The sequence below is a fragment of the Zobellella endophytica genome (assembly GCF_003012775.1).
GTDB classification, from domain to species: domain Bacteria; phylum Pseudomonadota; class Gammaproteobacteria; order Enterobacterales; family Aeromonadaceae; genus Oceanimonas; species Oceanimonas endophytica.
In genome coordinates this window covers 1,078,581-1,104,159 of record NZ_PXYG01000001.1, presented here as the reverse complement: position 1 = coordinate 1,104,159, position 25,579 = coordinate 1,078,581, and the positions used below count along the sequence as shown (strand labels likewise).

28 protein-coding genes and 2 tRNA genes are annotated in these 25,579 nt (G+C 60.8%); 21 read left to right on the top strand and 9 right to left on the bottom strand.

Going from position 1 to position 25,579, the window contains the following annotated elements; translation table 11 throughout:
• Positions 1-61 precede the first annotated feature (61 nt).
• Positions 62-556: a hypothetical protein gene (locus tag C7H85_RS05045; protein WP_106728562.1), complete on the top strand. Its 495-nt coding sequence runs from the start codon at positions 62-64 to the stop codon at positions 554-556.
• Here C7H85_RS05045 and C7H85_RS05040 read toward each other — a convergent pair.
• The 3 genes from C7H85_RS05040 to C7H85_RS05030 all read right to left on the bottom strand — a co-directional run bounded on the left by C7H85_RS05040 (position 537) and on the right by C7H85_RS05030 (position 2,632).
• On the bottom strand, positions 537-2,354 hold the full coding sequence (locus C7H85_RS05040; protein ID WP_106728561.1) for an EAL domain-containing protein: 1,818 nt from the start codon (positions 2,352-2,354) through the stop codon (positions 537-539). The genes C7H85_RS05045 and C7H85_RS05040 overlap by 20 nt on opposite strands.
• 111 nt (positions 2,355-2,465) lie before the next feature.
• Positions 2,466-2,541, bottom strand: a tRNA-Asn gene (locus tag C7H85_RS05035).
• 15 nt (positions 2,542-2,556) lie between these two features.
• Positions 2,557-2,632 (bottom strand) — tRNA-Asn (locus tag C7H85_RS05030).
• 853 nt (positions 2,633-3,485) lie between these two features.
• Between C7H85_RS05030 and phbB the strand changes: the two genes are divergently transcribed.
• The 5 genes from phbB (at position 3,486) to glnS (ending at position 9,648) form a co-directional block, all read left to right on the top strand.
• Positions 3,486-4,232 carry an acetoacetyl-CoA reductase gene (gene phbB, locus C7H85_RS05025; protein WP_106728560.1) on the top strand — a complete coding sequence of 249 codons (747 nt, stop codon included), beginning with the start codon at positions 3,486-3,488 and terminating at the stop codon, positions 4,230-4,232.
• Between the two features lie 48 nt (positions 4,233-4,280).
• Positions 4,281-5,489 carry an acetyl-CoA C-acetyltransferase gene (locus tag C7H85_RS05020; RefSeq protein WP_106728559.1) on the top strand — a complete coding sequence of 403 codons (1,209 nt, stop codon included), beginning with the start codon at positions 4,281-4,283 and terminating at the stop codon, positions 5,487-5,489.
• A 63-nt stretch (positions 5,490-5,552) separates the two neighbouring features.
• Positions 5,553-5,888, top strand: coding sequence for a phasin family protein (locus C7H85_RS05015; protein WP_106728558.1), 336 nt, complete (start codon positions 5,553-5,555; stop codon positions 5,886-5,888).
• A gap of 118 nt (positions 5,889-6,006) precedes the next feature.
• Positions 6,007-7,791, top strand: a complete 1,785-nt coding sequence (gene phaC / locus C7H85_RS05010) for a class I poly(R)-hydroxyalkanoic acid synthase (protein ID WP_106728557.1) — start codon at positions 6,007-6,009, stop codon at positions 7,789-7,791.
• Positions 7,792-7,986: 195 nt separating this feature from the next.
• Complete coding sequence (gene glnS / locus C7H85_RS05005) at positions 7,987-9,648, top strand: glutamine--tRNA ligase (protein ID WP_106728556.1); 1,662 nt, start codon at positions 7,987-7,989, stop codon at positions 9,646-9,648.
• Positions 9,649-9,850: 202 nt separating this feature from the next.
• Here the strand turns inward: glnS and fur are convergent, their stop codons facing one another.
• Positions 9,851-10,291: a ferric iron uptake transcriptional regulator gene (gene fur / locus C7H85_RS05000; RefSeq protein ID WP_106728649.1), complete on the bottom strand. Its 441-nt coding sequence runs from the start codon at positions 10,289-10,291 to the stop codon at positions 9,851-9,853.
• A gap of 173 nt (positions 10,292-10,464) precedes the next feature.
• Here fur and C7H85_RS04995 point away from each other — a divergent pair, with 173 nt between their 5' ends.
• The 15 genes from C7H85_RS04995 to C7H85_RS04925 all read left to right on the top strand — a co-directional run bounded on the left by C7H85_RS04995 (position 10,465) and on the right by C7H85_RS04925 (position 22,504).
• Positions 10,465-10,935, top strand: a complete 471-nt coding sequence (locus C7H85_RS04995; RefSeq protein WP_106728555.1) for a DUF4442 domain-containing protein — start codon at positions 10,465-10,467, stop codon at positions 10,933-10,935.
• A 127-nt stretch (positions 10,936-11,062) separates the two neighbouring features.
• Positions 11,063-11,305 (top strand): LPP leucine zipper domain-containing protein, encoded by a 243-nt coding sequence (locus C7H85_RS04990; RefSeq protein WP_094038658.1) that lies wholly within the window; start codon positions 11,063-11,065, stop codon positions 11,303-11,305.
• Positions 11,306-11,560: 255 nt separating this feature from the next.
• Positions 11,561-12,595, top strand: coding sequence for a GGDEF domain-containing protein (locus C7H85_RS04985; protein WP_158260064.1), 1,035 nt, complete (start codon positions 11,561-11,563; stop codon positions 12,593-12,595).
• Between the two features lie 81 nt (positions 12,596-12,676).
• The gene (locus tag C7H85_RS04980) at positions 12,677-12,871 is read left to right on the top strand and encodes a Flp family type IVb pilin (protein WP_106728553.1); all 195 of its coding nucleotides are present in this window, start codon (positions 12,677-12,679) and stop codon (positions 12,869-12,871) included.
• Between the two features lie 6 nt (positions 12,872-12,877).
• Positions 12,878-13,309 carry a prepilin peptidase gene (locus C7H85_RS04975; RefSeq protein ID WP_106728552.1) on the top strand — a complete coding sequence of 144 codons (432 nt, stop codon included), beginning with the start codon at positions 12,878-12,880 and terminating at the stop codon, positions 13,307-13,309.
• Complete coding sequence (locus tag C7H85_RS04970) at positions 13,285-13,755, top strand: TadE/TadG family type IV pilus assembly protein (RefSeq protein ID WP_146140424.1); 471 nt, start codon at positions 13,285-13,287, stop codon at positions 13,753-13,755. Before C7H85_RS04975 ends, C7H85_RS04970 begins: the two co-directional genes overlap by 25 nt.
• A gap of 23 nt (positions 13,756-13,778) precedes the next feature.
• A complete protein-coding gene (gene cpaB, locus C7H85_RS04965; protein ID WP_106728550.1) occupies positions 13,779-14,615 on the top strand; it encodes a Flp pilus assembly protein CpaB in 837 nt (278 codons plus the stop codon).
• A 10-nt stretch (positions 14,616-14,625) separates the two neighbouring features.
• Positions 14,626-15,780 carry a type II and III secretion system protein family protein gene (locus tag C7H85_RS04960; protein WP_106728549.1) on the top strand — a complete coding sequence of 385 codons (1,155 nt, stop codon included), beginning with the start codon at positions 14,626-14,628 and terminating at the stop codon, positions 15,778-15,780.
• Complete coding sequence (locus C7H85_RS04955) at positions 15,777-16,880, top strand: CpaE/TadZ family protein (RefSeq protein ID WP_106728548.1); 1,104 nt, start codon at positions 15,777-15,779, stop codon at positions 16,878-16,880. Before C7H85_RS04960 ends, C7H85_RS04955 begins: the two co-directional genes overlap by 4 nt.
• Positions 16,871-18,139, top strand: coding sequence for a TadA family conjugal transfer-associated ATPase (locus C7H85_RS04950; protein ID WP_210433558.1), 1,269 nt, complete (start codon positions 16,871-16,873; stop codon positions 18,137-18,139). The genes C7H85_RS04955 and C7H85_RS04950 overlap by 10 nt, the downstream gene beginning before the upstream one ends.
• On the top strand, positions 18,136-18,966 hold the full coding sequence (locus tag C7H85_RS04945) for a type II secretion system F family protein (RefSeq protein ID WP_106728547.1): 831 nt from the start codon (positions 18,136-18,138) through the stop codon (positions 18,964-18,966). Before C7H85_RS04950 ends, C7H85_RS04945 begins: the two co-directional genes overlap by 4 nt.
• 9 nt (positions 18,967-18,975) lie before the next feature.
• A complete protein-coding gene (locus C7H85_RS04940; protein WP_106728546.1) occupies positions 18,976-19,866 on the top strand; it encodes a type II secretion system F family protein in 891 nt (296 codons plus the stop codon).
• Between the two features lie 3 nt (positions 19,867-19,869).
• A complete protein-coding gene (locus tag C7H85_RS04935) occupies positions 19,870-20,532 on the top strand; it encodes a tetratricopeptide repeat protein (protein WP_106728545.1) in 663 nt (220 codons plus the stop codon).
• The gene (locus tag C7H85_RS04930; RefSeq protein ID WP_106728544.1) at positions 20,529-20,777 is read left to right on the top strand and encodes a DUF3613 domain-containing protein; all 249 of its coding nucleotides are present in this window, start codon (positions 20,529-20,531) and stop codon (positions 20,775-20,777) included. Before C7H85_RS04935 ends, C7H85_RS04930 begins: the two co-directional genes overlap by 4 nt.
• A gap of 2 nt (positions 20,778-20,779) precedes the next feature.
• The gene (locus C7H85_RS04925; RefSeq protein ID WP_106728543.1) at positions 20,780-22,504 is read left to right on the top strand and encodes a pilus assembly protein TadG-related protein; all 1,725 of its coding nucleotides are present in this window, start codon (positions 20,780-20,782) and stop codon (positions 22,502-22,504) included.
• Between the two features lie 34 nt (positions 22,505-22,538).
• On the opposite strand, the gene C7H85_RS04920 is transcribed toward C7H85_RS04925, so the two are convergent.
• The 5 genes from C7H85_RS04920 to C7H85_RS04900 form a co-directional block, all read right to left on the bottom strand.
• The gene (locus C7H85_RS04920) at positions 22,539-23,438 is read right to left on the bottom strand and encodes a L,D-transpeptidase family protein (RefSeq protein ID WP_245879563.1); all 900 of its coding nucleotides are present in this window, start codon (positions 23,436-23,438) and stop codon (positions 22,539-22,541) included.
• Positions 23,439-23,555: 117 nt separating this feature from the next.
• A complete protein-coding gene (gene fldA / locus C7H85_RS04915) occupies positions 23,556-24,083 on the bottom strand; it encodes a flavodoxin FldA (RefSeq protein WP_106728541.1) in 528 nt (175 codons plus the stop codon).
• A gap of 45 nt (positions 24,084-24,128) precedes the next feature.
• Positions 24,129-24,413, bottom strand: a complete 285-nt coding sequence (gene ybfE, locus C7H85_RS04910; protein ID WP_106728540.1) for a LexA regulated protein — start codon at positions 24,411-24,413, stop codon at positions 24,129-24,131.
• Between the two features lie 3 nt (positions 24,414-24,416).
• Positions 24,417-24,638: a DUF2788 domain-containing protein gene (locus C7H85_RS04905; RefSeq protein ID WP_106728539.1), complete on the bottom strand. Its 222-nt coding sequence runs from the start codon at positions 24,636-24,638 to the stop codon at positions 24,417-24,419.
• 55 nt (positions 24,639-24,693) lie between these two features.
• Positions 24,694-25,461: an alpha/beta fold hydrolase gene (locus tag C7H85_RS04900; protein WP_106728538.1), complete on the bottom strand. Its 768-nt coding sequence runs from the start codon at positions 25,459-25,461 to the stop codon at positions 24,694-24,696.
• Positions 25,462-25,579 lie beyond the last annotated feature (118 nt).

The window sequence follows — 25,579 nt, the reverse complement described above, 5'->3', positions numbered from 1 at the left end:
GCTTTGACTCGCCGGGCGGATTGGGCCAAGATGAATGCTTTGCCGCAATTCCGGAGATGGTGTGTTTATTTTCAAGGTAAAGGACGACCAGGGCGGGCAGGCGGAATTCCGCGTGCAGGCGCTGGACTGGAGCGAACAGGGGGAGGTGTTTTTTCGCTGCAACCAGGATCGGCTGGCAGTGCTGCTGCTGTCGGGCTGCCGCTCCGGTCAGGGATATTTCGAGCTCTTGCCCGGCACCAAACCCATGTATCTGGAGCAGTGGCTGGAGTACCTGCAGGAGAGCGGCGCGCTGGCCGAGGTGATGGTGGAGATCAAAAGCCCGCTGGAGCCCGATTACGCCGAACTGTGCGGGCTGGATGCCGAACAGGTCAAGAAATTGCTTGAGCTGGTGTATCGGATCGGCGGTTTCAACCGCCTGCAGATCATGCGCTACCTCAAACACCGGCATAATCCCTCCACCATGTCTACCCGCTACAGTCCGGACGAGCTGGAACGCTATCGTCACCTGGGCGAGCTTATTAACTACCTGCTCAAGCTCAAGCAACCCGCCCCTTGAACTCGGCAAGCGACATCGGTTTGGCGATCAGATAACCCTGGATGCCATCGACGTACATGCTTTCCAGGATCCGCTTCTGCTCCGTGGTTTCGACCCCTTCGGCTACCACATGACATCCCAGGCGCTGGGCCAGATCGACAATCATACGCACGAATTGCTGGTTGGCGCTGTCGTCCTCCAGGTGCCTGACCAACTGGGCATCGAGCTTGATGTAGTCGGGCTTGATTTCCTTCAACAGCCGGAAGGAGCCGTAGCCGTGGCCGAACTTGCTCACCGCGGAGCGGGCGCCGCAGCGGCGGATCATGTCCATCAGGCGCTTGCCGGCCACCAGCTGATGCTCCAGCACATGCTCATCGAGCTCGAAAACCAGGGAAGAGGTGACATCCATGTCCCGCAGCAACACCCGCTCGAGCCAGATCAGAAACGAGTTCTGCTGCAGGCTGGTCGGGGTCAGGTTAATGGCCCAGCGCTGGGCGGGCAGCTCCTTGGGCCGGATCTGCCGCAAGGTGGTTTCGATGATTTTCTGCTCGAACAGCATCGACAAATCGAGCCGCTGCAGCATGGCAAAGACGGTGGTGGCCGGATACCAGCCGCCACTGTCGTTGGGAAAGTGGGAAAATATTTCATTATAGCCGGGGGCGGCCGGTTTGCTGATCAGGGCCGGCTGTACCAGCAGTTCGATCCGGTTTTCCTCCAGCATGGCCTGCAACCGTTGCCGCCACTGGCTCTCACCCATGTCTTCATCATCGTTGTTTTTCTGTACGATGCGCCAGCCGTTGGGCTCACCGCCCTGGGCCTGGGCCAGGGCGGCGTCGGCCCGCACCAGCACGTGCTCGGGAGACTGGCCCGGCAGTAGTTGAGTAAAGCCCATGTAGGCGGCACAGTCCAGTTCGTGCAGGTGCTGATAATGATTCAGATCCTGGCGCAACTGGGTACCCAGGCTGTGGGCCAGCGGCTCGCACTGGCCTTTGGCGAGGACCGCGATGTCGGTGCCGCTGATCCGATAGGCCCTGGCCCCGAGCAAGGGCTGTATGGCCTTGCGCACCAGCTTGGCGATGTTCTGCAAATACTGGTCGCCGGCCTGAAAGCCGAGCCGGGTATTGATGTCCTGCAGGGCACTGGCGCGCACTATCATCAGGGTGGCGGTGGCCAGCTTGTTTTCGTCGGTCAGCATCAGGGTCAGATCCCGGCGAAAGGCATAGCGGTTGCCGAGGGTGGTCAGGCTGTCCTGGTGGCTTTGCTGGTGTGCTTCGCTGAGCTGCTGCTGCAGGTTGTCGAGCTGGCTCTGATAGTTATGATGCAGGGCGATGATGCCCTGTTCAACCGGATCCCGGCCGCCGAGCCGGCCCTGTTCGGGATCGAGCAGCAGGGTCTGGAAATAGTGCTCCTTTTCCCGGCTTTCGCGGCTCCAGCGCCGATACAGACCGCCGAAGATCAGTAGGCTTGCCAGACTCAGGGGGAGGGACAGCAGCAGCCACTGGGCGGTAGCCGGACGGGTATCGAGGCGAAAGAACAGGGGCGTCTGTCCTATCATCAACTGGTGGTTGGCGGCAGGGCGGCCAAACCACCAGGCCCGTGAGCCCGATGCTATCGGTTGGCCATAGGACAGCTCTGCCACCCCTGGTACGGGCAGGGAAGCGATATCCGGCGAGGGCCACCGGGGCAGGCTGAGATTAATTTGCTGTTCCTGATGCATGAGCGAGCGATAGCTGGCCCACCAAGGCAAAAGCAGACTCAACAGGATAGAGATAAAGGCTGCCAGCAGCAGTACATGACCGAAGGGGCGAGTTTCCCGCATAACCATCATCCTTGTAAAAACGGGATAACAGGACATCTGAAGTGAGAGCAGAACAGAGCGCAATCTTGTCGGACCATGATGGGCCAAGGCATGCGAAATGACAAGAGAATGTGGCTCCCCCTGCTGGACTTGAACCAGCGACATACGGATTAACAGTCCGCCGTTCTACCGACTGAACTAAGGGGGAACAACTTTTTGAAACTGGCTCCCCCTGCTGGACTTGAACCAGCGACATACGGATTAACAGTCCGCCGTTCTACCGACTGAACTAAGGGGGAAGAGGCATCCTTGAATGCGAGGCGCATGGTAATGGCTGCTACTTTGGCTGTCAACACTCAAAGCCGCTTTCCCTGATAAATCAGGCTGTTTGCTCTAAGAATGTGCAACAACGGATGATTTCTGCGCCAGCGGGCCGGACCGGCGGCGATAGCCGGCAGCCCGGGCCAAGACCGTCCGGTTGCAAGGCGGCAACTCTTCATAAGAATGACTGTGTCTGTTTGCCTTTCTAGCTGCAAAATGGCATTGGGGATCCGGATGATCCTGCCTGCTGGCAGTAGTGAGGTGGAGGCCGGTCGGTTGCTCCAGGTCGGACCACCGGCGTGCTTATCCAAACCGTTAGACCGGCTGACTGATGATGGAGCAAAAAGACTAATTCTGTAGTCATGTTGTAAAGGGGGAAAAATCGATTTTTTTATATGAAAGCTAATCGGGGAACATAATAAGGACCGTAAGCCGAATTTACCCTCTTTATGCGACTTATTGAATTTTTATCCAAATACCCGGATCGCGGTAGAGCCGCAATGTAACTCTGTTTTTGAGCCATGTTCTGGTTTTTTATGTTGTTTGGCCTCGGCTTGGATGGCTTTTTTTCGATGCCGTCACACTCGGACATTATTTAGTTTCAAATAAACATTTCATTAACAAAAAAGTCGTACCAAGTTAATTCATTTGTCATAAAAATAGGCTTATAGTGGATGAAGTTAAATTTTAAAAGTCATCACCGAATAATAAAAATAATGAGTTGACGAGGCTTTTTATCGCGTTTAATTCTATACAGCGCGGTTGGGTAGTAATAGAGAGCACAGTCCCCGTCGTTCTCTGGTAAGTTGTAAAAACAAAGGAGTGGACTTGATGACAAGTAAAAAAATCGCGTTGGTCACCGGTGCCGCCGGCGGAATTGGAACAGAAGTGTGTCGTTTATTTCTGAACAATGGGTACAAAGTTGTTGCCACTCACCGCCCGGGCAAAGAAGAACAGGCCGCGAACTGGCTGCAGGAAGAGCAGCTGGCAGGTAAAGATATACAGCTGCTGGCACTGGATGTTACCGATCACCAGGCGGTCGGCGAGGCCGTTCCCGCACTGATTCAGGAGTTGGGTCAGATCGATGTACTGGTCAACAACGCCGGTATTACCCGGGACGCCACCTTCAAGAAAATGTCCTGGCAGCAGTGGCAGGACGTGATGGCCACCAACCTGAACAGCCTGTTCAGCGTGACCCAGCCCGTATTCAACCAGATGTGTGAACAGGGCAGCGGGCGCATCATTAATATCTCTTCCGTCAATGGCCTCAAGGGCCAGTATGGCCAGGTCAACTATTCTGCGGCCAAGGCGGGCATGATTGGCTTTACCAAGGCTCTGGCCGCCGAAGGCGCCCGTTTCGGTGTCTGCGTCAACGCGGTGGCGCCGGGCTACACCGCCACCCCCATGGTCACCGCCATTCGGGAAGATGTGCTGGATTCGATCAAGGCGACCATTCCCATGAAGCGCCTCGCTACCACCGAGGAAGTTGCCGGTGCGGTATTGTATCTGGCGGGCGAGTACGGCGGCTACATTACCGGCGAAACCCTGTCGGTCAATGGCGGTCTCTATATGCAATAAGGTGACAGTTCATTGTCGTCTTCCTCAACCTAAGAGTGAGCATTATTTATGTCTGAACCCGTATACATTGTTGCAGCAAAACGTACTCCCATCGGCAGTTTCTGCGGTGCACTGAAAACCATTCCCGCCGCCGAGCTTGCCGGCATCGCCATCAAAGGCGCGCTGGCCCAGGCCGGCCTGGCGGCGGAAGAAGTCAATGAAGTGATCGTGGGTAACGTCGTCGGCGCCGGCCAGGGCATGGGGGTTGGTCGCCAGGCCGCCCTGGCCGCCGGTATTCCGGTCGGCGTTCCCGCCTACAGCCTGAACATGGTGTGTGGCAGCGGCATGAAAACCCTGATGGATGCCTGTGCTCACATCAAGGCCGGTGATGCGGACGTGGTCGTGGCCGCCGGTTGTGAGAACATGTCGCAGATCCCCTTCGCGGTAAAAGGCGACTTGCGCGGTGGCAACAAGATGGGCGACATGACCCTGACCGACCTGCTGATCAACGACGGCCTGACCGATGTGTTCAACAAGTACCATATGGGCGTGACCGCCGAAAACGTGGTGGCCCAGGAAGGCATCAGCCGTGACGAGCAGGATGCCCTGGCCGTGGCCAGCCAGGCCAAGGCGGTGGCCGCCATCGAAGCGGGGCGTTTCAAGGCCGAGATCGTGCCGGTGGAAGTGAAAAGCCGCAAGGAAACCCTGACGGTGGATACCGACGAGTATCCCAAGGCCGGGACCACCACCGAGACCCTGGGCAAGCTGCGCCCCGCCTTCAAGCCCGACGGTTCCGTGACCGCCGGTAATGCCTCCGGCATCAATGACGGCGGCAGCGCTATTATCGTGGCCAGTAAATCGGCGGTGGAACGCCTTGGGCTCACGCCGCTGGCCGAGGTGGTCGGCTATGGTCAGGGCGGTATCGCGCCGGAGATCATGGGGCTGGGTCCTGTGCCCGCCATTGAGCAGGCGCTGACCCGGGCCGGACTCAAGCTGGATGACATCGAACGCCTGGAGCTGAATGAAGCCTTTGCCGGCCAGGCGCTGGGTGTGGTCAAGCAATTGTCCGCCAAATACGATACACCCCAGCAGACCTTACTGGACAAAACCAACATGAACGGCGGCGCCATCGCCTTGGGGCACCCGCTGGGCGCGTCCGGCAACCGTATTCTGGTCACCCTGCTGTACGAGCTGCAGCGCAGCGACAGCCGCCTCGGCCTGGCGTCCCTGTGCGTGGGCGGCGGCATGGGAACCGCGGTGGTACTGAAACGAATCTGATCTGTCCTCTCCTCTCCTGCCATGAGGCGGGAGAGGGAATTCTTTCCATCGAAGGAGCAAGCCATGTACACCGATATGTTCAAAACCTTTAATGATCAAACGGAAAAAACCTTTGGCCCCATGCTGAAATACAACCAGCTGGTCGCCAAGAACTTCACCGACCTGACCAACCTGCAGCTGGAAGCGGCCCGTCAGTATGCCGATATCGGCCTGGCCCAACTGCAGGCCAGCAGCCAGGTCAAGGACGTGCAGTCCCTGGTCAGCAGTGGCTCCAAGCAACTGGAAACCATGACCAAGATCAGCCAGCAGATGATTGAGGACGGCAAGAAACTGGCCGAGCTGGCCCAGGAGTTCAAGGTTGGCCTGGAAGCCCTGGCGGCGGATGCTCAGAAGAAATAACAACAGGCCCGTCCAGGGATAAGAATGCAACACAGGGAAGGGGCGTATACGCCACCTTCCCGTTGGTGTTGTCGCGCTATCTTGTTCTTGCGGGCGCTATCCGTATCAGGGAGGGACAATGCAGCAAAACATGTATAACGGCGCCGATCCCATCCGGCAGTTCTTTCAATGGAACGAGACGATGTGGTCGGACATGCAACGTGCCAGCCTGGGGGATAATCCGGTGACCCAGGCGTTATCGGAAGTCAATGCACAGGATCTGAAGACCCTCTACGAGGTGGTGTCGGCCAATCCCGTACGCCTGCTCGATATGCAGATGCAATGGTGGCAGGGCCAGTTGGCCATTTGCCAGAACAGCATGATAAAGACCCTGGACAGCAAGGCGGAGAGTCTGATCTCCGATCCCCCCGGTGAACGGCGTTTCCATCACAAGTCCTGGAAAGAAGATCCCAATTTCGACTTTCTGCGCCAGTCCTACCTGCATTTCGCCACCTCGCTGACGGACATGCTGGAGGTCATCGAAGGCCTGCCCGAACCGGTGCGCCAGCGGCTCAGCTTCTTTTTCCGCCAGACCATCAACGCTCTGTCGCCGAGCAATTTTATCTGGAGCAACCCGGAGTTGCTGCAGCGCACCCTGGAAGAAAAGGGCGCCAACCTGGTGAAGGGGGTTGAGCTGTTCCAGGAGGATCTGGCGGCCAGCGCCAACCTGCTGAAAATCCGCATGACCCGTCAGTCGGCCTTTGAGTTGGGCAAGGATCTGGCCACCACACCGGGCGAGGTGGTATTCCGCAACGATATTTTCGAGCTTGTTCAGTATCAGGCCAGTACCGACAGCGTGTTCCAGACGCCGCTGTTGGTGATCCCGCCCTTTATCAACAAATTCTATATTCTCGATCTGAAAGAGCAGAATTCGCTGGTGCGCTGGCTCCGGGATCAGGGCCACACGGTCTTTATCATGTCCTGGCGCAATCCGGGGAAAGAGCAGGCGAGCATCGGATTCCAGGATCTGATCCATTCCGGCACCATGGAGGCCATCCGGGTCATCGAGCAGATTACCGGCGAAAAGGAAGTCAATGCCATCGGCTACTGCATCGGCGGTACCCTGCTGGCCTCGACCATGGCCCTGTACGCGGCCCGGCGCATGAAGCCCCGGGTCAAGAGCGCCACTTTCCTGACCACCTTGCTCGATTTCAAGCAGCCGGGAGAGGTGGGGGTCTTTATCAACGAGCCGGTGGTCAAGGCCATGGAGCTGATGAACGACAGCCAGGGTTACTTCGATGGCCGGCAGATGGCGGTGACCTTCAGCCTGCTGCGGGAAAACAGCCTGTACTGGAACTATTACATCGACAACTACCTCAAGGGCGAGGAGCCGGCCGATTTCGACATTCTGTACTGGAACAGCGACAGCACCAACCTGAGCGCCACCTGCGCCAGCTTCCTGTTGCGGGATCTGTACCTGAACAACAGCCTGAGCCGGGCCGGTGAAGTGAAGGTCGGCAACTTCGGCATCGATTTGTCCAAGGTCAAGACGCCCAGCTACTTCCTGTCCACCAAGGACGATCACATTGCGCTGTGGGATGCGACCTTCAAAGGCTCCAGGTTGCTGGGCAGCGACACCACCCTGGTATTGGGCGAATCCGGCCATGTGGCCGGGGTGGTCAATCCGCCCAATAAAAACAAATACGGTTACTGGACCAGCGCGGAAGCCTTTGACGAACCGGAGCAGTGGCTGGCTGCCGCCAAGCGGGAAGCCGGCTCCTGGTGGCCGCACTGGCAGCAGTGGGTGACGCCCTATCTAGGCGACGACAAGGTGGCGGCACGTGGCGTGGGCAGCGAAGAGTGCCCGGGGCTGATGCCGGCACCGGGCCGATATGTCCAGCAGACCTTGCCGATTGAGGAATGACCGGGTCGGTGCGGTCCGGTCCGGTTTGGGGCAACTCCCTGACCGGGCTGCCTGATCTCAGCTCTCAGCCGAGGCCGCCGTCAGGCGGCTTTTTTATCGGCAAAGCCGCTTATTCCTGCTCTGGCTATTGAGCGGGGGACGGAGATCATGGATCATGTGCGCTGGAATTAAGTCATCCCCAATCGAGGTGTATGAATGAGTCAGGCGGACCTTCGTCCCAGCAATTTTATTCGCCAAATCATCGATGAAGATTTGGCCAGCGGTAAACATTCGTCGATCCAGACCCGTTTTCCGCCGGAGCCCAACGGCTATCTGCATATCGGTCATGCCAAGTCCATTTGCCTGAATTTTGGCGTTGCCCGGGACTATCAGGGGCAGTGCAATCTGCGTTTTGATGACACCAACCCGGAAAAGGAAAGTGTCGAGTACGTCGAATCCATCAAGCGCGATGTCCAATGGCTCGGTTTCGAATGGAGTGGAGACGTTCACTATTCTTCCGATTATTTCGATCAGCTGTACGGTTATGCGGTGGAGCTGATCGAAAAGGGCCTGGCCTATGTGGATGAGCTGGCCCCCGAGCAGATCCGGGAATATCGTGGCACCCTGACCACACCGGGTCGCAACAGCCCCTACCGGGATCGCCCGGTGGAAGAGAACCTGGCGCTCTTCACCCGCATGCGCAACGGCGAGTTCGAGGAAGGCCGTGCCTGCCTGCGCGCCAAGATCGACATGACTTCTCCCTTTATGGTGATGCGTGATCCCGTGCTGTACCGGGTCCGCTTCGCGCACCATCACCAGACCGGTGACAAGTGGTGCATCTATCCGATGTACGACTTTACCCATTGTATTTCCGATGCGATCGAAGGCATTACGCATTCGCTCTGTACCCTGGAATTCCAGGACAATCGCCGCCTGTATGACTGGGTGCTCGACAACATCAGTATCGGCTGCCATCCGCGCCAGTACGAGTTCTCCCGGCTCAACCTGGAATACACGGTGATGTCCAAGCGCAAGCTGAACCAGCTGGTGACCGACGGTCACGTGGAAGGCTGGGACGATCCACGCATGCCGACCATCTCCGGCCTGCGCCGCCGCGGTTATACTCCGGCGTCTATCCGGGAGTTCTGCCTGCGTATCGGCGTGACCAAGCAGGACAACACCGTGGAAATGAGCATGCTCGAAGCCTGCATCCGCGACGATCTGAATGAAAATGCGCCGCGGGCCATGGCGGTGCTGCGCCCGGTGCGGCTGGTGATCGAAAGCCTGGCCGAGGGTCATCGGGAAGTCCTGCAGGCGCCCAATCATCCCAACAAGCCGGAGATGGGAACGCGCGACCTGCCCTTCGGCCGGGAGCTGTACATCGACGAAGCTGACTTCCGGGAAGAAGCCAACAAGAAGTACAAGCGACTGGTGCTGGGCAAGGAAGTGCGCCTGCGCAATGCCTACGTGATCAAGGCCGAGCGGGTGGAGAAAGACGGTGACGGCAACATCACCACCATTTTCTGCAGCTACGATCCGGATACTCTCGGCCAGGATCCGGCCGACGGCCGCAAGGTCAAGGGCGTGATCCACTGGGTGTCAGCCAGTCATGGCGTGCCGGCCGAAGTGCGGCTGTACGATCGCCTGTTCAGCGTGCCCAACCCGGGTGCTGCCGAATCCTTCGAGCAGGCGCTGAATCCGGACTCGCTGCAGGTGCTGAGCCACGCCATGGTCGAGCCGTCCCTGGCCCGGGCCGAACCCGGTCGGGCCTTCCAGTTCGAGCGCGAGGGCTACTTCTGCCGGGACAACAAGGGGCAGGGGCTGGTATTCAACCTGACCGTGGCGCTGCGGGACTCCTGGGGCAAGGAAGACGCCTGAATCATACCCGTGCCTTGAAAAAAGCCGCGCTCGTCGCGGTTTTTTTATCGCGTGCCCTGCCGGCCTGGTAGCTGTTGGGCGAGCGACCGGGGCTGTTCGATGCCTGGAAGCCGGCCTCAGCGTGCTGGCGCTGTGGCGGGGCCGGCATTAAAAAAGCCGCAGCAAGGGCTGCGGCTTGTGGCATCCGTTTGACTCGCGACGGTCAGTGATGATCGCTGTCGTTGTGTTCGCATTGCTCGTTGGTGCAGTGACCGTAGAGGTAGAGGCTGTGGTTGGTGAGCTTGATGTTGTACTGGCTGGCGATATCGCGCTGGCGCTGCTCGATGATCTCATCGTGGAATTCGATGACCTTGCCGCAGTCGAGGCAAACCAGGTGATCATGATGTTCCTGGGTGGCCAGTTCGAACACCGATTTGCCACCCTCGAAGTGGTGGCGGGTTACGATGCCGGCATCGTCGAACTGGTTGAGGACCCGGTAAACGGTCGCCAGTCCGATCTCTTCACCTTGATCGATCAGTAGCTTATACAGATCTTCCGCACTGACATGCTGGGTTTCGGGTTGCTGCAGCAGCTCCAGTATCTTTACCCGGGGCAGGGTGACCTTGAGGCCCGCTTTTTTCAGTGCTTGATTGTTATCAGCCATAAAAATAAAGGTTCGCATTTCGTTTGGGTATTGCTTTTATTGTGCTTGTTCCCGCCGGTAAAGGCAACCCGAATCTGGGCAGAGGCACCGCCGGCACTCCCATGGCGAGGAGACTGCCCATCGGGATCGATCTTTGTTAGTATCTTTGTACTACAACTGGTCGGATGAGATGAATGAAGCTGGTATTTTCCCGCCCCTGGCTGTTGCGCCGCCTGCTCAACTGCTGGCCGCCATTCTGGGGGGCCGGTATCCGTATCGAACACATCAGCGGCGACTACAGCCACTGCCGGGTCGGGCTGGTGTTACGCTGGTGGAATAAAAACGCCAATCGCACCCAATACGGCGGCAGCCTGTTCTCGATGACGGATCCCATCTATGCCATGCTGCTGATGGCCGTGCTGGGGCCACAGTATTATGTGTGGGACAGGGCCGCCAAAATTACCTTCCTCAAGCCGGGGCGGGGCAGGGTCTATGCCGATATCTATTTGAGTCGGGAGCGGCTCGACGAGATCCGTCGCGCTACCGACAACGGTGACAAATACTTCCCTCATTTCCGCATTAATATTCTTGATGCAAGCGGCGAGTTGATCGCGGAGGTAGAGCGCACCCTCTATGTGCGCAAAAAACCAGCAAACAAACGCTAAATCATAACGTTAAGCAAAAATTCCGAATGTCATGCCCTATAAAATAATTTGCGATAACTGAGGAACTTCGTCCATACTTATGGCGCCTAATGTGGTCTTTTTGACTCCCAAAAATAAGGAGCAGGTAATGCGTAATAAAATGATGTTAGTAGGTGGTGTTGTTAGTGCTCTGTTGCTGGCTGGCTGTAGCTCTACTACCGCTCTGGAGAGCAAACTGGACAGCCTGGCTCAGGACGTTCAAGCAGTTCAGCAAGGTCAGCAAATGAACTCTGCCAAGATCGATCGTCTGGCTGCCGACGTTGCCGAAGCTCGTGCTTCTGCCGACCGCGCTAACTCTCGTCTGGACCAGATGGGCCGTTACACCAAGTAACATTGGCTGAAAATGAAAAGGCCTGACGTTTGTCGGGCCTTTTTTTTGCGTTTTTCCATACCGGCGATGGCCGCCTCCCACAAACCGCCACACCGTTTTTCCCTCTGCTGCCCCGCTGGTGTCATTGTTGGGTGGGCTGGAAAAGCCTGCCGAAAGCATCTTTACTTGCTAGGACTACAATGACTCCAGTATAGGGACGCCCACCCTGGCTGGACATTTTTGCCTGCAGGGCGGGTACCGGGGGAAAATATGGACATGACGGTCTCTGCACGGGTCTGGCAGTGGATAGTTGCCCTATTGCTGTTGTCGGTCGTGCTGCTGCTGTTGGCATTGGCGTTGTACCGGCGGCGGTTTACTCATTACCGGCGGCGTCAGGGCTGGCAGGCCAGGCGGCTCGGGCTGGCGGTATCGAAGGCCGGGCTGGGGCTGTGGGAATGGCTGCCGGCCACCGGTAAGCTGTACTGGAGCCCCAGCCTTTATGAACTCTATGGACTGGAACCGGGTACAGCTATCGATGCCGAACAATGGAAAGCCTGTCTGATGCCCGAAGACCGAGAACATCTCGATGCCTTGCTGCGCCGGGGTATGGCGACGGAAGTACAGCTTGAGCTCGGCCTGCCGGCCCCACTTTCCCGCCGACTGGAAGTCACCGGCACCTGGGTGTACGAACAGCGATGCTGGCGACTGATCGGCCTGCAGCAGGACAGGACCAAGGTGCATGGTCATCTGCGCCGGATGTCCCGCCAGGCATACCAGGATCGCCTGACCGGCCTGCCCAATCGCGGCGCCATGACCGAACAACTGGCCGCCTACTGCCGGCAGGCCCAGCCGGGGGCGCTGATTTTTCTCGATCTGGACGGCTTCAAGGCGGTCAACGACCATTTCGGCCACGATGCGGGGGATGCCCTGCTGCTGGCGGTGGCCGAGCGGCTGAGTCACTCCCTGCGGTTATGTGACCGGGTCTACCGGCTGGGAGGAGATGAATTCGTGGTCTGGCTGGCGGTCGACGAGGATCCTCGGCTCGCTGCCGCCCGGGTGGCGGCGCTGATTATCGATCGGCTGGAAGAGCCTTTCGGGCTGGACGGGCAGCGTTGCTGCATTTCCACCAGCCTGGGCATCGCCCTCTATCCGGCCGACGCCGGAACGCCCGAGGCCCTGTTGCGGCTGGCCGATCAGGCCATGTACCGGGCCAAGCGGGCGGGCAAGGGGTGCTATATGTGGGCTGGGGATTCTAACGAATCTATTTCTGCCGCCATGTCGAAAACGTCGGAGAAAACGGCCACGTTCTGACTTGCATTAAGGCAATCTTTATCTAGACTCAAACTGAACAATAAAAATAAACAAAAGAACACACTCTCAGGAGATCGGAACATGGGCAAATTCATCTCTTTTTGGCTCTGCGCCAAAAGTCATTCCCTGCGCTTTATAAAGGAAGATAAGGCGGCCAGCGGTATCGAATATGTATTGATTGCGGTAATGGTGGCTGTGGTTTTAACAGCTTTCTCTGGACCAATAGCTACAGCGGTCACTTCAATTATGACTAGTATACAAACCGCACTATCTTAGCCAGACTTGTCAGCATTTATCGTACTGCTTGGCGTATCTCTTCTTATAATATCTTCTATTGAAGACATTAATGGAAGAAGAGTGTCTTCATGGCTTGTGGTGCTATTGCTGGGAGTTTCCTTTGTCTCTGCATTGACAGCAAAAAGGGTCGATGGCAGCGATTGGCACTGGCAACAGCTACTACTGGTGGTGTTCTGGTTTTTACTGTTGTTGCCAGGCTTCCTGCTGAGGGTCATGGGGGCGGCGGATATAAAAATCATCCTGATCCTGGCCTTGATCAGCCCCTTTACCCTGTTGCTGCACGCCCTGGTGCTGGCCTTTGGTGGTGTGGTGTTGTGGTGGCTGATAAAAGACAGGGATCGCCGGGAATATCCTTTTATCCCCTTTCTGACCTTGGGGTTTGGGGTGTCGTTATGGATGCACGGGGTTGTTGCTTAACAAAACGTAAGATAAAAGAGCGGGGTACCGCCGGTATTGAAGCCGTATTGGTGCTGCCCGTAATCATGCTGGTTTTTTACGCCATCGTGACCTACGGCCTTATCTTTTATATCCACTACCTGTTCAACCACATCGGGGCCGAGGCACTGCGGCGCAGTGTTTCCTACGTCAATGAATCCTGCCTGATCGTCGCCGACAACCCGGGTTGTACGGAGCTGGCGCTGAAAAATCATGTCAATCAGGAAGTGGAGCTGTTGTTTGGCGACTTTCTGGCGGATCCGGCGCGGATTCTCGGCCAGCCGAGGGCGGAGGCACTGGAGGTGACCGCCGTGGCCGGAGACTGCTGCACGCTGCAGTTTCGATACAACTACCAGGATTACCCCTTTATTCCTCCCTTGCTGCCGGTACCGGACGTGATTGTTTCCACCGCCGGCCTTCGGCTGTAGCCGCGCTTATTAAGGACAGAGAGATGAAAGGAAAGAGTCTGTATCTGTTGGCCTTTATCCTGCTCGGCCTGGCGGTATTGGTCGGCGCCTACGGCCTGAGCCGGGGCACCGAGCCGGCCTCCGAGGCGGCGGCTCCCGCCGAGGCCGAATCCCATGAGGTGTGGGTATTCAAGGACCCGGTGGCGGCGGGAGCGGTGCTCGACAGTGGCATGCTGGTGCCCCGGCGGCGAGCCGGTCCGGCGCCTTTGGTGCAGGTTGACCCACGGCAACTCAGTGGCCGGATACTGAAAGAAGACGTGGCCGCCGGGAGCGAACTGAATGAAGGGCTGCTGGCCTATCCCCAACCCCTGCTGGACGCGCTCTCTCCCGGTTTCCGGGCCCTGGCGCTCCGGGTCGACGAAGTATCGGCGGTCGGGGGCTATCTGCATACCGGTGATCGGGTGGACGTGCTGTTCTATCTGAAGGCGAACCGGGAGAGCGGCCAAGACAGCACGGCCCGGCGCTTGCTGGCCAATGTGGTGGTGCTGGCCCACGGTAGTGAGCTGATCGGGCAGGAGACCGACGAGGCGGCGCGGCAGGAGCGGGCCAAATCGGTGGTGCTGGCGGTGCCGGAGCAGGACACGGCGGCGCTGCTGCTGGCGGAAAGCAGTGGCAGCCTGCGACTGGCGGTGGTCGGCCGCCAGGAGGAGGTCGAACTTCGGCCATCGGCCATGCCGGTCCGGCTGAAAGAACTGGCGGCCATGCAGCAGGCGCCGGCGCCAACACCACAGCCCCGGCCGCGTCTGGTACGGCAGGCAGGTGGGGCCAGGGTCGAGGTATTTTACGGGGAACAGAAAGCCGTGGTGACAACGGCGCGCTAGGAGCTGGATGATGAAAATAACATGGTTTTGGTTTTTCTGGTTGTGTGGCCTGGCCGGTGGCGCCTGGGCCCAGGATCTGGTACTGCGCCAGGGAGAGCAGCACCAGTTGACCACGGCAGCTCCCGTGGTGCGAGCCGCCATGGGGGATCCGGAGGTGGCGGGCGTACAGGTGCTGTCCAGCCGGACCCTGCTGATCACCGGCAAGGCGGCGGGGCAAACCCGGCTCCTGCTCTGGCAGCGAGGGACGGGAGAGCCCGAACGGCGCCTCATTCGGGTGAGGGCGGCCGGGATCGCCGAGGGCAATATCCAGGTTCAGGCCGACATCAAGGTGGTGGAGGTCAGCCGTAGTGCCCTGCGTGCCATCGGTACCGGCCTGTTCAAGCTATCGGTGCGGGGCAACACCACCATCAATGCCGGCAGCGGCCTGCTGTCTAATTTTACCCCGGGCGACAACCCCAATCTGGCGGAAAGTACCCTGAACATCTTTGCCGGCAATGCCGCCAGGGGCCTGTTTGGAGCCATCAGTGCGCTCAACCAAAGCGGCTACGCTTACACCCTGGCCGAACCCAGCCTGGTCACCATGTCGGGACAAACCGCTACCTTTCTCGCCGGCGGGGAGTTTCCCTATCCGAGTTCGAACGACGATGGCGAGGTCAGGATTGAATTCAAGGAGTTCGGGGTTCGGTTACATCTGACCCCGACGGTGCTGGACGATGAGCGGATACTGCTCAAGGTGGCCCCCGAGGTCAGCGAGCTGGATTTCGCCAACGGGGTGGAAACCGCCGGCACCATGGTGCCTTCCCTGCGGATCCGCCGTACCGATACCACGGTACAGCTCGGCCACGGCGAGAGCTTCGTGATCAGCGGCCTGGTCAGCAGCAATACCCAGCGCAATGCCGATCGGCTGCCGCTGCTGGGCGACATTCCCGTGCTGGGCGCCTTCTTTCGCTCCTCCCGTTTCGACAGCAGCGACAAGGAGCTGCTGATGATAGTCACCCCCCACCTGGTACGGCCGCTGGCGGCCGATGCCGCGTTGCCGGCGCTGCCGGGAGAGGCCTATCGGAGCTATCGGCCCGCCTTTTTCGAGCTGCTGTTCCTCGACCGGGATCCCGGTGGCGAGGCACTGCCGGCGGGCATGGGGTTTGTACAAGGAGGAGCGCGATGACCATACTGGCCTACAGCCCGGAGCCCCGCTACCGGCACCAGGTGGCCCGGGCCCTGCCAGCCGGGGAACGCCTGTTGTGGGTGGACGGGCCCACCGAGCTGGCCGCCGGCGCCGGCTGGCAACAGGCGCGCGCCCTGGTGCTGATCGCCACCGGCTGGCCCGATTCCCGGCTAGACCACCTGCTGAAGGGCTTCCAACCCAAGCCGGTGGTGCTGCTCGACATGACGCAGGAAGGACAGTGGCAAGGTTACGGCGGCCAGGGGTCATTGCACCTGACCGACACCGACCGGCTGGGTGACACCCTGAGCTGGCTGCTGAAGCCCGAGCCGGTGGTCGAAGGCGGCGCCCTGGCCATCCTGGCCCAGCGCAATGACTATGATGGCGCCATTCTGGCCATTGTCACCGCCTGGGTCCTGACCGCCCGGCACGAACGTCGGGTACTGATCCTCGACTTCGGACTGCCCCAGTGCGATGTCGGGGCTTATCTGGAGGTGTCTGCCGAATACAGCCTGAGTGAACTGATTCACCATCGTCACGAGCTCGACAGTAGCTGGCTGCAGCAGCGGCTGGCGACGGCCAGCGGCATCCATCTGCTGACGCTGCCGCCGGGGGAGGAACTGGCGGCACTGGGCAGCACGGACTTCCGGGAGATCCTGATGCAGCTCGAGCAGCACTATGATCACCTCGTCTTCAATCTTACCGGTCAGGGTCTGTCGGGCCTGGTGTCCCTGGTGGCCGCCCATTGCAGCCACCTCTGGCTGCTGGCAGATCAAAAGAACATCAGTCTCAGGAGCGCCGCCGTGCTGGCGGATTATCTGTTGCGTCTGGGGATACGGCCGGCTGCACTGGGTCTGGTGCTGGCGCCCTATTACCCACAGCAGATCCCCGATGCGCCGGCCATCAGCGAGCGTCTCGAGGTGCCGGTGCTGGCCTGCCTGCCCGATATCCACGATCTGGTAACCCTGCTCAATGCCGGCCAACTGCTGCCGCCCAGGCCCCCGTTGGAGCCCTTGCTCAGGGCGATAGAGGCCATGGTGGGGCGGGCGGCCCCGGTCTCCTGGTGGCAGCGGCTGATGGGGAGGACGGCAGGATGGGCATGACTGATTTCGGCCGCCCCGGGCGGCGACTCGAACTGGCGACCGATGAGAGCCTGGCGGCGCTCAAGGTCAGGTTGCATCATTTTATCGTCGAACGACTGGAAGAAGACGGCCTGATGTTCGAGATGGAGCGAAGCGAACTGGCCCCGATGGTCCATAAATATATGCAGGCCTACCTGCTGGAGCAGCGGGAGCCGGTTGCCGGTATCGACACCGGGCATCTGGTACGGGATCTGCTGGATGAAATGGTGGGCTTTGGACCGTTGCAGCCGTTGCTGGATGATGCGGAAATCGACGACATCCTGATCAACGGCGCTCATCGCATCTTCGTGGAGCGGGGCGGCCGGCTGGAGCAGGTACCGCTGCGTTTCTTCAACGATCAGCACATACTGCGGGTGATCCGGCGCATGCTGGCACCGCTGGGGCGGCGCATTGATGAAGCCAACCCCATCGTCGACGCCCGCCTGGCCGACGGCAGCCGGATCAATGCCATCATCCCGCCCCTGGCGGTGGACGGCCCCTGCCTGTCGATCCGCAAATTCAAGCGGGATGCCCTCAAGGCCGAGGATCTGCTCAACGGCGGCGCCCTCAGCCCGGCCATGCTGTCATTTCTGTCCCGCGCCGTCGGATCCCGTTGCAACCTGCTGATCAGCGGTGCCACCGGCGCCGGCAAAACCACCCTGCTGAACGTACTGAGCCAGTTTATCGGTAACCGGGAGCGGGTGGTGACCATCGAGGATGCGGCCGAGCTGCAGCTGCGCAACGGCCATGTGGTCAGGCTGGAGACCCGGCCTCCCAACAGCGAGGGGCGGGGCGAAGTCACGCCGCGGGAGTTGGTGAAAAACGCCTTGCGGATGCGGCCTGACCGTATCGTGCTCGGCGAAAGCCGGGGCGCGGAGGTGCTGGACATGCTGCAGGCGATGAATACCGGGCACCAGGGCTCGATGAGCACGGTGCATGCCAACTCGGCACGGGATGCCCTGGTGCGGGTGGAGATGATGGTGACCCTGTCCGGTTTCAGCGCCACCGAGCTGCTGATCAAGCAAATCATCGCCACCGCCCTCGATCTGATCGTGCAGGTCAGCCGCCTGCCCGATGGCCGCCGGCTGATCACGCACATCCTGGAGGTGGAAGGGATCGCCGACGGGGTGATCCGGACCCGCGAACTCTACGCCTTCGCCCCCGAGCGGGGAGACTTCATGCTGGTGGACCAGCCGTCCAAGCGGCTTTTGGCGCGGCTAGATGAAGGCGCTGCCCGATGATCTGGCTGGCCGTTGCCCTGCTGCTCGCCGGCGCCCTGCTGCTGCTGGTGGCCGCCCGGCGCGAGCAGGAAAGCGATGACGGCCCTGCCGCCGTCTGGGAGGCCGTGCAGGAGGGGTGGATTCGTTTGGGGTTTGCTGGCGGGCGCCGCGGTGTGGCGCTCGAGCTGGCCCTGATGTGCTCGGCGTCGTTGCCGGGCTGGCTGATGGGAAAGCCACTCTGGGCCCTGCTGGGGCCGGGTGCCTGGTTGATGTTGAGGATAGTGCTGGGCCAGCTAAAGCGTGGAGCGCGCAAGCGACAGCTGTTGCGGCAACTGCCCGGTTTTATCGGCCAGGTCAACCGGCGGATTGAGGTGGGCATCACCCTGGAGAAGGCGGTGCAACAGTCTGCCGCCGCCAGCCAGGCTCCCCTGGGACTGGTGCTGGAACGGGCGGTGCAGCGGATCCAGCTGGGCGAAGAGCTGGCCGATTCCTTCAGCCGGGAGGCCCGGCTGACCGGGGTGCCCGAATTCGGTCTGCTGGCGACCATGTTTTCGGTCAATCACCAGTTTGGCGGGAGCGTGCGGGAGGCGCTCAACGGCCTGGTTACCCTGCTTGAGCAGCGCGAGCGCAGCCAGCGGGAGCTCAGGGCCATGACCGGGGAAACCCGGGTGACCGCCTGGGTGATGGGTGCCATGCCGCTGCTGATGGTGTGTTACATGCTGGTGATCAACCCGGATTACATCCTTGGCCTCTGGCTGGATGAGGGAGGACGACGGCTGCTGTACGCTGGCGGCCTGATGCAGTTGACCGGCATGCTGGCCCTGTGGCGCATGCTGCGTTCGGTCTAGGAGTCGTGTATGGAGATACTGGCGGCGATACTGGTACTGGTGGTGCTCGCGGCCGGCCTGCTGTGGTATCGGGCCCGGCGTCAGCTGCGGCAGCAGGCGCTGGCGCACCTCGATCGGGCCTTGCAGGATTCGTATCACCAGCGGCTCTGGTACCGGGGGCGCTCATTCTGGCTGCAGGCCAAGCGGCCGGGTCGGCGCCTGAACGAACTTGCGCTGTTGCTGCGCCGGGCGGGCATGGCCGGCAGCCACCAGCAGCTGCGGTTCCTCTGTGTGGCGGGGGGCGGCTGCCTGCTGTTGATCCTGATGGGAGCGGGTGGAATGTTCTTCTTCTCGACGCTGCCTCCGGCCCGAGTCCTGCTGCTGGTGCTGGTGCTCGCCAGCACCAGCGGCTATGGCGTGGTGATCGGACTGCGCCTGCGGGTGCAGCGCCGGCGCGCCCGCCTCGACGAAGAGTTGCTGCTGGTGCTGCAGGTGATGCGCATCCTCTGGGAGGTCGGCATGTCGATGGAAAGCCTGCTACGGGTCCTGACCCGGGAGCTCGCCCAGATGGCGCCGGAAAGTACCAGGGAGCTCGCCATTCTGCTGGCGCGGATCGAAGCGGGCGAGGATCGGGAGCAGACCCTGCTTGAGCTGGCGGCCATCGTGCCTTCGGATGGCTGGCAGGACATGCTGCGCCTGCTGGCGCAGGTGTCCGCCAGCGGCGGCGGTATGAGCGAGGCGCTGCAACGGCTCGGCCGGTTGTTGCAGGACCGCCGGCGTACCCAACTGCAGGAAAAGGTAAGCAAGCTGTCCGGCAGGATGTCGGCGGTGATGATGATTTTTTTGTTCCCGGCGCTGCTGATCGTCTTGGCGGGGCCGGGATTTCTGGCCCTGACCAGGGCGCTGGGCAACATGGGGTGATGGATGAAAGAGGTATGCGGCTTGTTGTTGTGCGGGGTGCTGGCGGGCTGTGGCGCCGGTGAGTCCATACCGCCGGTTACGGCACAGCAGTGCCAGCCGGAGCGGGATGTGGCCCAGGTGCAGTTGTCGCTGATCCGGCGCTTGCTGAATGAAGAAAAATATTACTCGGCCCTGGCCAGCCTGGATGGTCTGACCGACGACTCCGCCCAGGCACAGTTGCTGCGGGCGGATCTGCTGCGTCTGCTGGAACGCCGGGCCGAAGCGGCTCCCCTTTATCTGCGGCTGATCAGGGGCTGCGTGGCGGGAGCGGCCCACCACGGGCTGGCCCTGCTCCAAGCCGAGCAGCATGAGCTGGCCGGGGCCCTGGATCACTTTCGCCGGGCGGTAGCCCTGGCCCCTACCGATACCGATATCCGTAACGACTTCGGCTTCGCCCTGCTGGCGGTGGGGCAGGAGCGGGAAGCCCGGGCCCAGCTGATGACCGCCCTGGAACTGGCTCCCGCCCATCGGGTGGCGGCCCGCAACCTCTGGTTCCTGCTGCTTAAGCAGGGGCACACCGACCAGGCCGACGCGCTGGCCCGGCGTTTTGGCTGGGACAGTCAGGAACGCGACCGCGTCATTGCCGCGGCGCGCCGTTTTCAGCCCTTGCCGGGAGGACCGCTATGATACCTTATCTGCTGTTGCTGTTCATGGTGGCGGCCAGCGACACCGTCGTTGCCGCCGAACCTGCGCCGGATCCCTTCGGCCAGCAGACCCGCCGCTGGCTGGAGTTGCAGCGCAACCAAGCCGAGGCCAGTCCGCATCGGGACCGGCTGCTGCCGGAAGCCACCGCCGAGGCGAAACGCAGGGCGGTGGAAAGCTTCGCCCATCCGGTGCCGGAGCGTTATATCAAGCCGGATTTCAAGGAATAGGTATGCGCCGGCAACGCGGGGCCGCCGCCATCGCCTTTTTGCTGCTGTTTATCAGCCTGCTGCTGTTTGCCGCCCTGGCGATCGACGCCGGCCGGCTCTTCGTCGAGCAGCGTCGGCTGCAGAAACAGGCGGATCTGGCGGCGCTGGCCCTGGGGCGTGGCGCCTGCTATATCGATGGCGAGCAGCGGGCGGCGGAGATGGAAATCCTGGTGCGTGATGCTCTGATCGCCAATGGTTTCGCCCCCGACGAGGTCAATATGCAGCTGCAGTTCGGCCGCGCGGGCATCGTCGACAGCCACTGGCGGATCGACACCGGGGCCACCCCGGACGGTGCGGGGCGGGTGGTGCTCCGGCGGCCGGTACCGGCCAGCCTGCTGGCCGGCGGCCTGTTCGGGCAGGACATCACCCTGGCCGCCCAAGCCGGCATCGACAAGCAGATGACGGTGGGCTATTCCCTCGGCTCCGGGCTGGCGGCGTTGGACGACGGGTTGCTCAACGCCCTGCTCGGCGGCCTGCTCGGTGCCGAACTCGACCTGGATCTGGTACATTACCAGGGGCTGGCCGTTACCCGGGTGAACCTGGGGCACCTGTTGCAACTGCTGGGGGAAACGCGGGGAACCGAACTGACCCTGGGCTCGGTCGATGAACTGCTGGAGGCGGAAGTGCCCCTGGGTGAGCTGCTGCAACTGATGCTGGCGGCGGCGGACCAGGAGCAGGCCGCCGGGCTGGATCTCGGCCTTGTCGGCAACAGCCTGCGGACGGCCGCCGAGGTGAATGAGGTCATGGTGCGCCTCGGTGATCTGCTGTTGCTGGCAACCCCGGGAGACGAGGATGAGGCGCGGCAATTGCGCCGGGCGGCACTGCAGACCCGGCTCAATGCCCTGGAGTTGATCAAGGGGGCGGTCATGTTGTCCAATATCGACAATGCGGTGGATCTGGGGCTGGATACCGGTGATCTTCCCCTGATCAGCGACCTGGCCGGACTCTCGGTCAGGGCCCGGGTCATAGCGCCGCCCCGTTACCGGCTGGGCCGACTCCCGGGCGATAGCGGTGATATGTATCTGGAAACGGCTCAGTTAAGGCTGGAGCTGACCGTAGACATTTTGTCGGTTCCACTGGATTTGAACGTTTTGGGGCTGATCGGAGCCAGGGTCGATCCTTTCCGTCTGAATCTTTGGGTTGACGCCGGAAAAGCCCGCAGCAACCTGCTCCTGGCTTCCGGTTGTTCACTGCAGGAGCAACTGACGGTGGATTTCGACGTTCAGCCTGTTATTGCCGGATTGGGAATGAACACGCCTAGCCCCTTAAGACTCAGCGCCATGCTGTTGGGGCTGAGGATTCCTCTTGCCGATGTCACTCTGGGGCCGGTCGAAGACGTTGCGGCCCCGGAGGCGCCATTGTTGGTCAGTCTATCTCCGCTGGTATTACCTTCCGACGAAGAGAGGATTTCCGCTCCAGCCGGTGAAAGTCTGGACAACTTGCTAGAGGGTGCACTGGGACAGCTTGATGGTTCTACCATCCAGGTGACCGCATTGGGCGTACTTCCGGTAGGAGGTCTGGTTGCCGCCCTGTTGTCGGAGCTAATCACGCCGATAGTGACGCCCTTGCTGGAAAACCTGCTGGTCGAGCTGCTCGAGCCCTTGCTGGCTACCCTGGGGCTGGAGCTGGGCAATGCCTATCTGCGGGTGGAGAGCGTGGAACTGCTGGGAGGCGAGCTTATCGAGTGACTTCCCGGCCGGAGCCGGCCGGGAAGCGAGGGGATCAGTACAGCTGGCCCACCAGTTGGGGCAGGCCCTGTTGCTGGCGGATAACCTGCTCGATGGCCGACTGATCCGCCCCCTGTTCCAGCAGCGGGGTCAGGGCGCTCATATCCAGCGGCCGGGTGTCGGCCAGGCCTTCCGGAGTCAGCGGCTCGTGCGCTTCCACAAAGGTCTGTCCGTATTGATCGGTGCTGACCTTGAGCGCCTGGTTGACGATTTGCACCTGGGTACCACTGTCGACCTGGGCAAACAGCCACTCCACATGCTCGGGGTACATGCGGATGCAGCCGGCACTGGCGCGCAGGCCGACGTCCAGCGGATCGTTGGTACCGTGGATCAGGTATTCACCGCTGCCATAGGCCAGGCGCATGGCGTATTCACCCAGCGGGTTGTCCGGGCCGGCCGGCACCACCGCCGGCAGGGGGATGCCCTTGGCTTCATACTCGCGACGGGTATTGGCGGTGGGCGTCCAGGTAGGGTTCTTGCGCATTTCGGTGATGCGGGTGATCATCTCCGGCGTGGCCCGCCCCACCCGGCCGATGCCGATGGGGAACACATAGACCTCGTTGCTCTGCTCGGGATAGTAGTAGAGGCGCAATTCGGCGAGGTTGATGACGATCCCCTTGGTGGCCGCCCTGGGCAGCAACAGCTGGTTGGGGATCAGCACCTGGTCACCGGCCCGCAGCAGGAACAGGTCCCGGTCGGGGTTGGCGGCCAGCATCAGGATGGGGCTGACGCCGTAGTAGCGTGCCAGGGCGGCCAGGCTGTCGCCTTCCTGCACCGTGTGCACCACTATCTGCCCGACTGGCTGGCCCTTGTCTTCCGGCAACGGAATGGGGCTGATATTGGCCTGAGCCAGCCAGGCGGGCAGCAGCAGGATCAAAAGTAGGTATTTCAGCATTGTCACTGTCTCTCGGTTTCTGTTCCGCTCATATTATGACATTAATCGGCCTGACAACGATACGGGCACAAAAAAGGGACGCGCCCGCGCGTCCCTGACAGACCTGATGAAGGGAGCTCAGGACTCCAGCTCCTTCAGGCACATCTCTTCATAAATCTGTTTGCACCAGGCCTTGACCCTGTCCTGGGTCAGCTCGGGCTGCCTGTCTTCATCGATGCCGAGGCCGATGAAATGGGCGTCGTCCACCAGGGCGCGGGACGCTTCGAAGTCGTAGCCTTCGGTCGACCAGTGTCCGATGATGATGGCGCCCTTGGGTTCGATGATGTCACGCAGGGTACCCATGGCGTCGAGAAAGTACTCGGCGTAGTCCTCCTGATCGCCGCAACCGAACAGGGCCACCAGCTTGTCATTGAAGTCGATCTGCTCCAGCTCCGGGAAAAAATCGTCCCAGTCCGCCTGCGACTCGCCATAATACCAGGTGGGTATGCCCAGAAGCAGCAAATCGAAGCCGGCGATGTCCTCTTTCGTGCTTTTGGCGATGTCGTGCACCTCGACCAGGTGCTTGCCCAGCTCTTTCTGGATCATCTTTGCCACGGCTTCGGTATTGCCGGTATCACTTCCAAAAAACAGACCTACACTTGCCATAATTATGCTGTACCTGTTGAAAATGTATTGTTCAGACCCCGCGCCCTAGTCGACGTCCTGTTGCCCCAGCTGTTGCAACAGCAGTGCATGGATCAGCTCGGCCCGGCTGAGCTGGCGTTCGGCGGCCAGCACGTTCAGCCTGTTCAGCAGCTGTTCATCCACCTTGAGTTCGATACGCCTGAGTCCCCGTTCGCGATCACGCCTGAGCTGATTGCGCTTGTTGAGTTTTAACTGGGCTTGACGGGGCAGGGGATTGGTTTTCGGCCTGCCGGGCCGACGCTCGTCGGCAAACAAGTCCAGGGTGGTTCTGTCTGTGTCCTGTTTGGCCATGGTTTACCCGAGACCGCCTCCTTCCCAGGCGACTTCGATAATCCCTTTGGCGACAAAGCCGGCACAGCCGAGAAACAGCACCAGCCACACGATGTAACGGCCAAACTTGGGAACATCTCCCCGTTTGAGCACATCCTGAATGGCCAGCCCGATCAGCAGGAAGATGGCCAAAAAAAACAACTTGAGGCCCATGCTTTCCAGCAGCTCGATTTGTTCAAATGACATGCAGTTGCCCGACCGATAAGATTGCGCGCACTATATCACAAAGGTTTTGGCGCTGTTAACCGACCTCGGTCAGGAAATCCAGAACCAGGCGGTTGAATATCTGGGGTTTCTCCGCATGCAGCCAGTGGCCGGCGCCCTGGATCACCTTGGCGCCGGCCGCGGGAAACTGCTGCCGGACCCGGGCCTGGTATTCCGGCAGCAGGTAATCCGACTCGCTGCCCTTGAGAAAGAGCGTGGCGCCGGCATAGGGCTGCACCACCCCGGGCCAGCCCATGATGGTGCGGTAATTGGCCGCCAGCGCGGCGACGTTGAAGCGCCAGGGCGAATCGCTGTTGGGGACGAAGGATTTCAGCAGGAACTGGCGCACGCCGGCCGTGTCCACATGGCGGCCGAGCAGCTCATCCGCTTCCTTGCGGCTCTGGCTGCCGGCATCGATCACCGCCTGCAGCCCCTGGAACACCTGCTCGTGACGGGCCTGGGTGTAGGCCACGGGAGCGATATCCGCCACCACCAGGGCCCGGATCCGTTCCGGGGCGAGGCCGGCCGTCATCATGGCGATTTTGCCGCCCATGGAATGGCCGACCAGGGCCGGTCGCTCAAGCTCCAGCCGGTCGGCCAGCTCGAGGATATCGGCGGCCATGGCGGCGTAGTCCATCCGCTCGCTGCGGGCGGACAAACCATGGTTGCGCACGTCGACGGCAATCACGTCAAACTGCTCCGTCAGTGCCCTGTTGAGGCCGTTCAGGTTGTCCAGGCTGCCGAACAGGCCGTGGATCAGGATGACCGCCCGGCCCTGGCCCTGGCGGCGAAAATTCAATTGCATGGGAGCTCCTCACGTTTGACCCGGACGCTTATTGTTGCTTTCTCCCGCCGATGGCGCAACCCGCTTGGGCCGGGGACGGGCTCCATGTATAATCGAGCTCCGTCATTGGGAGTGGACA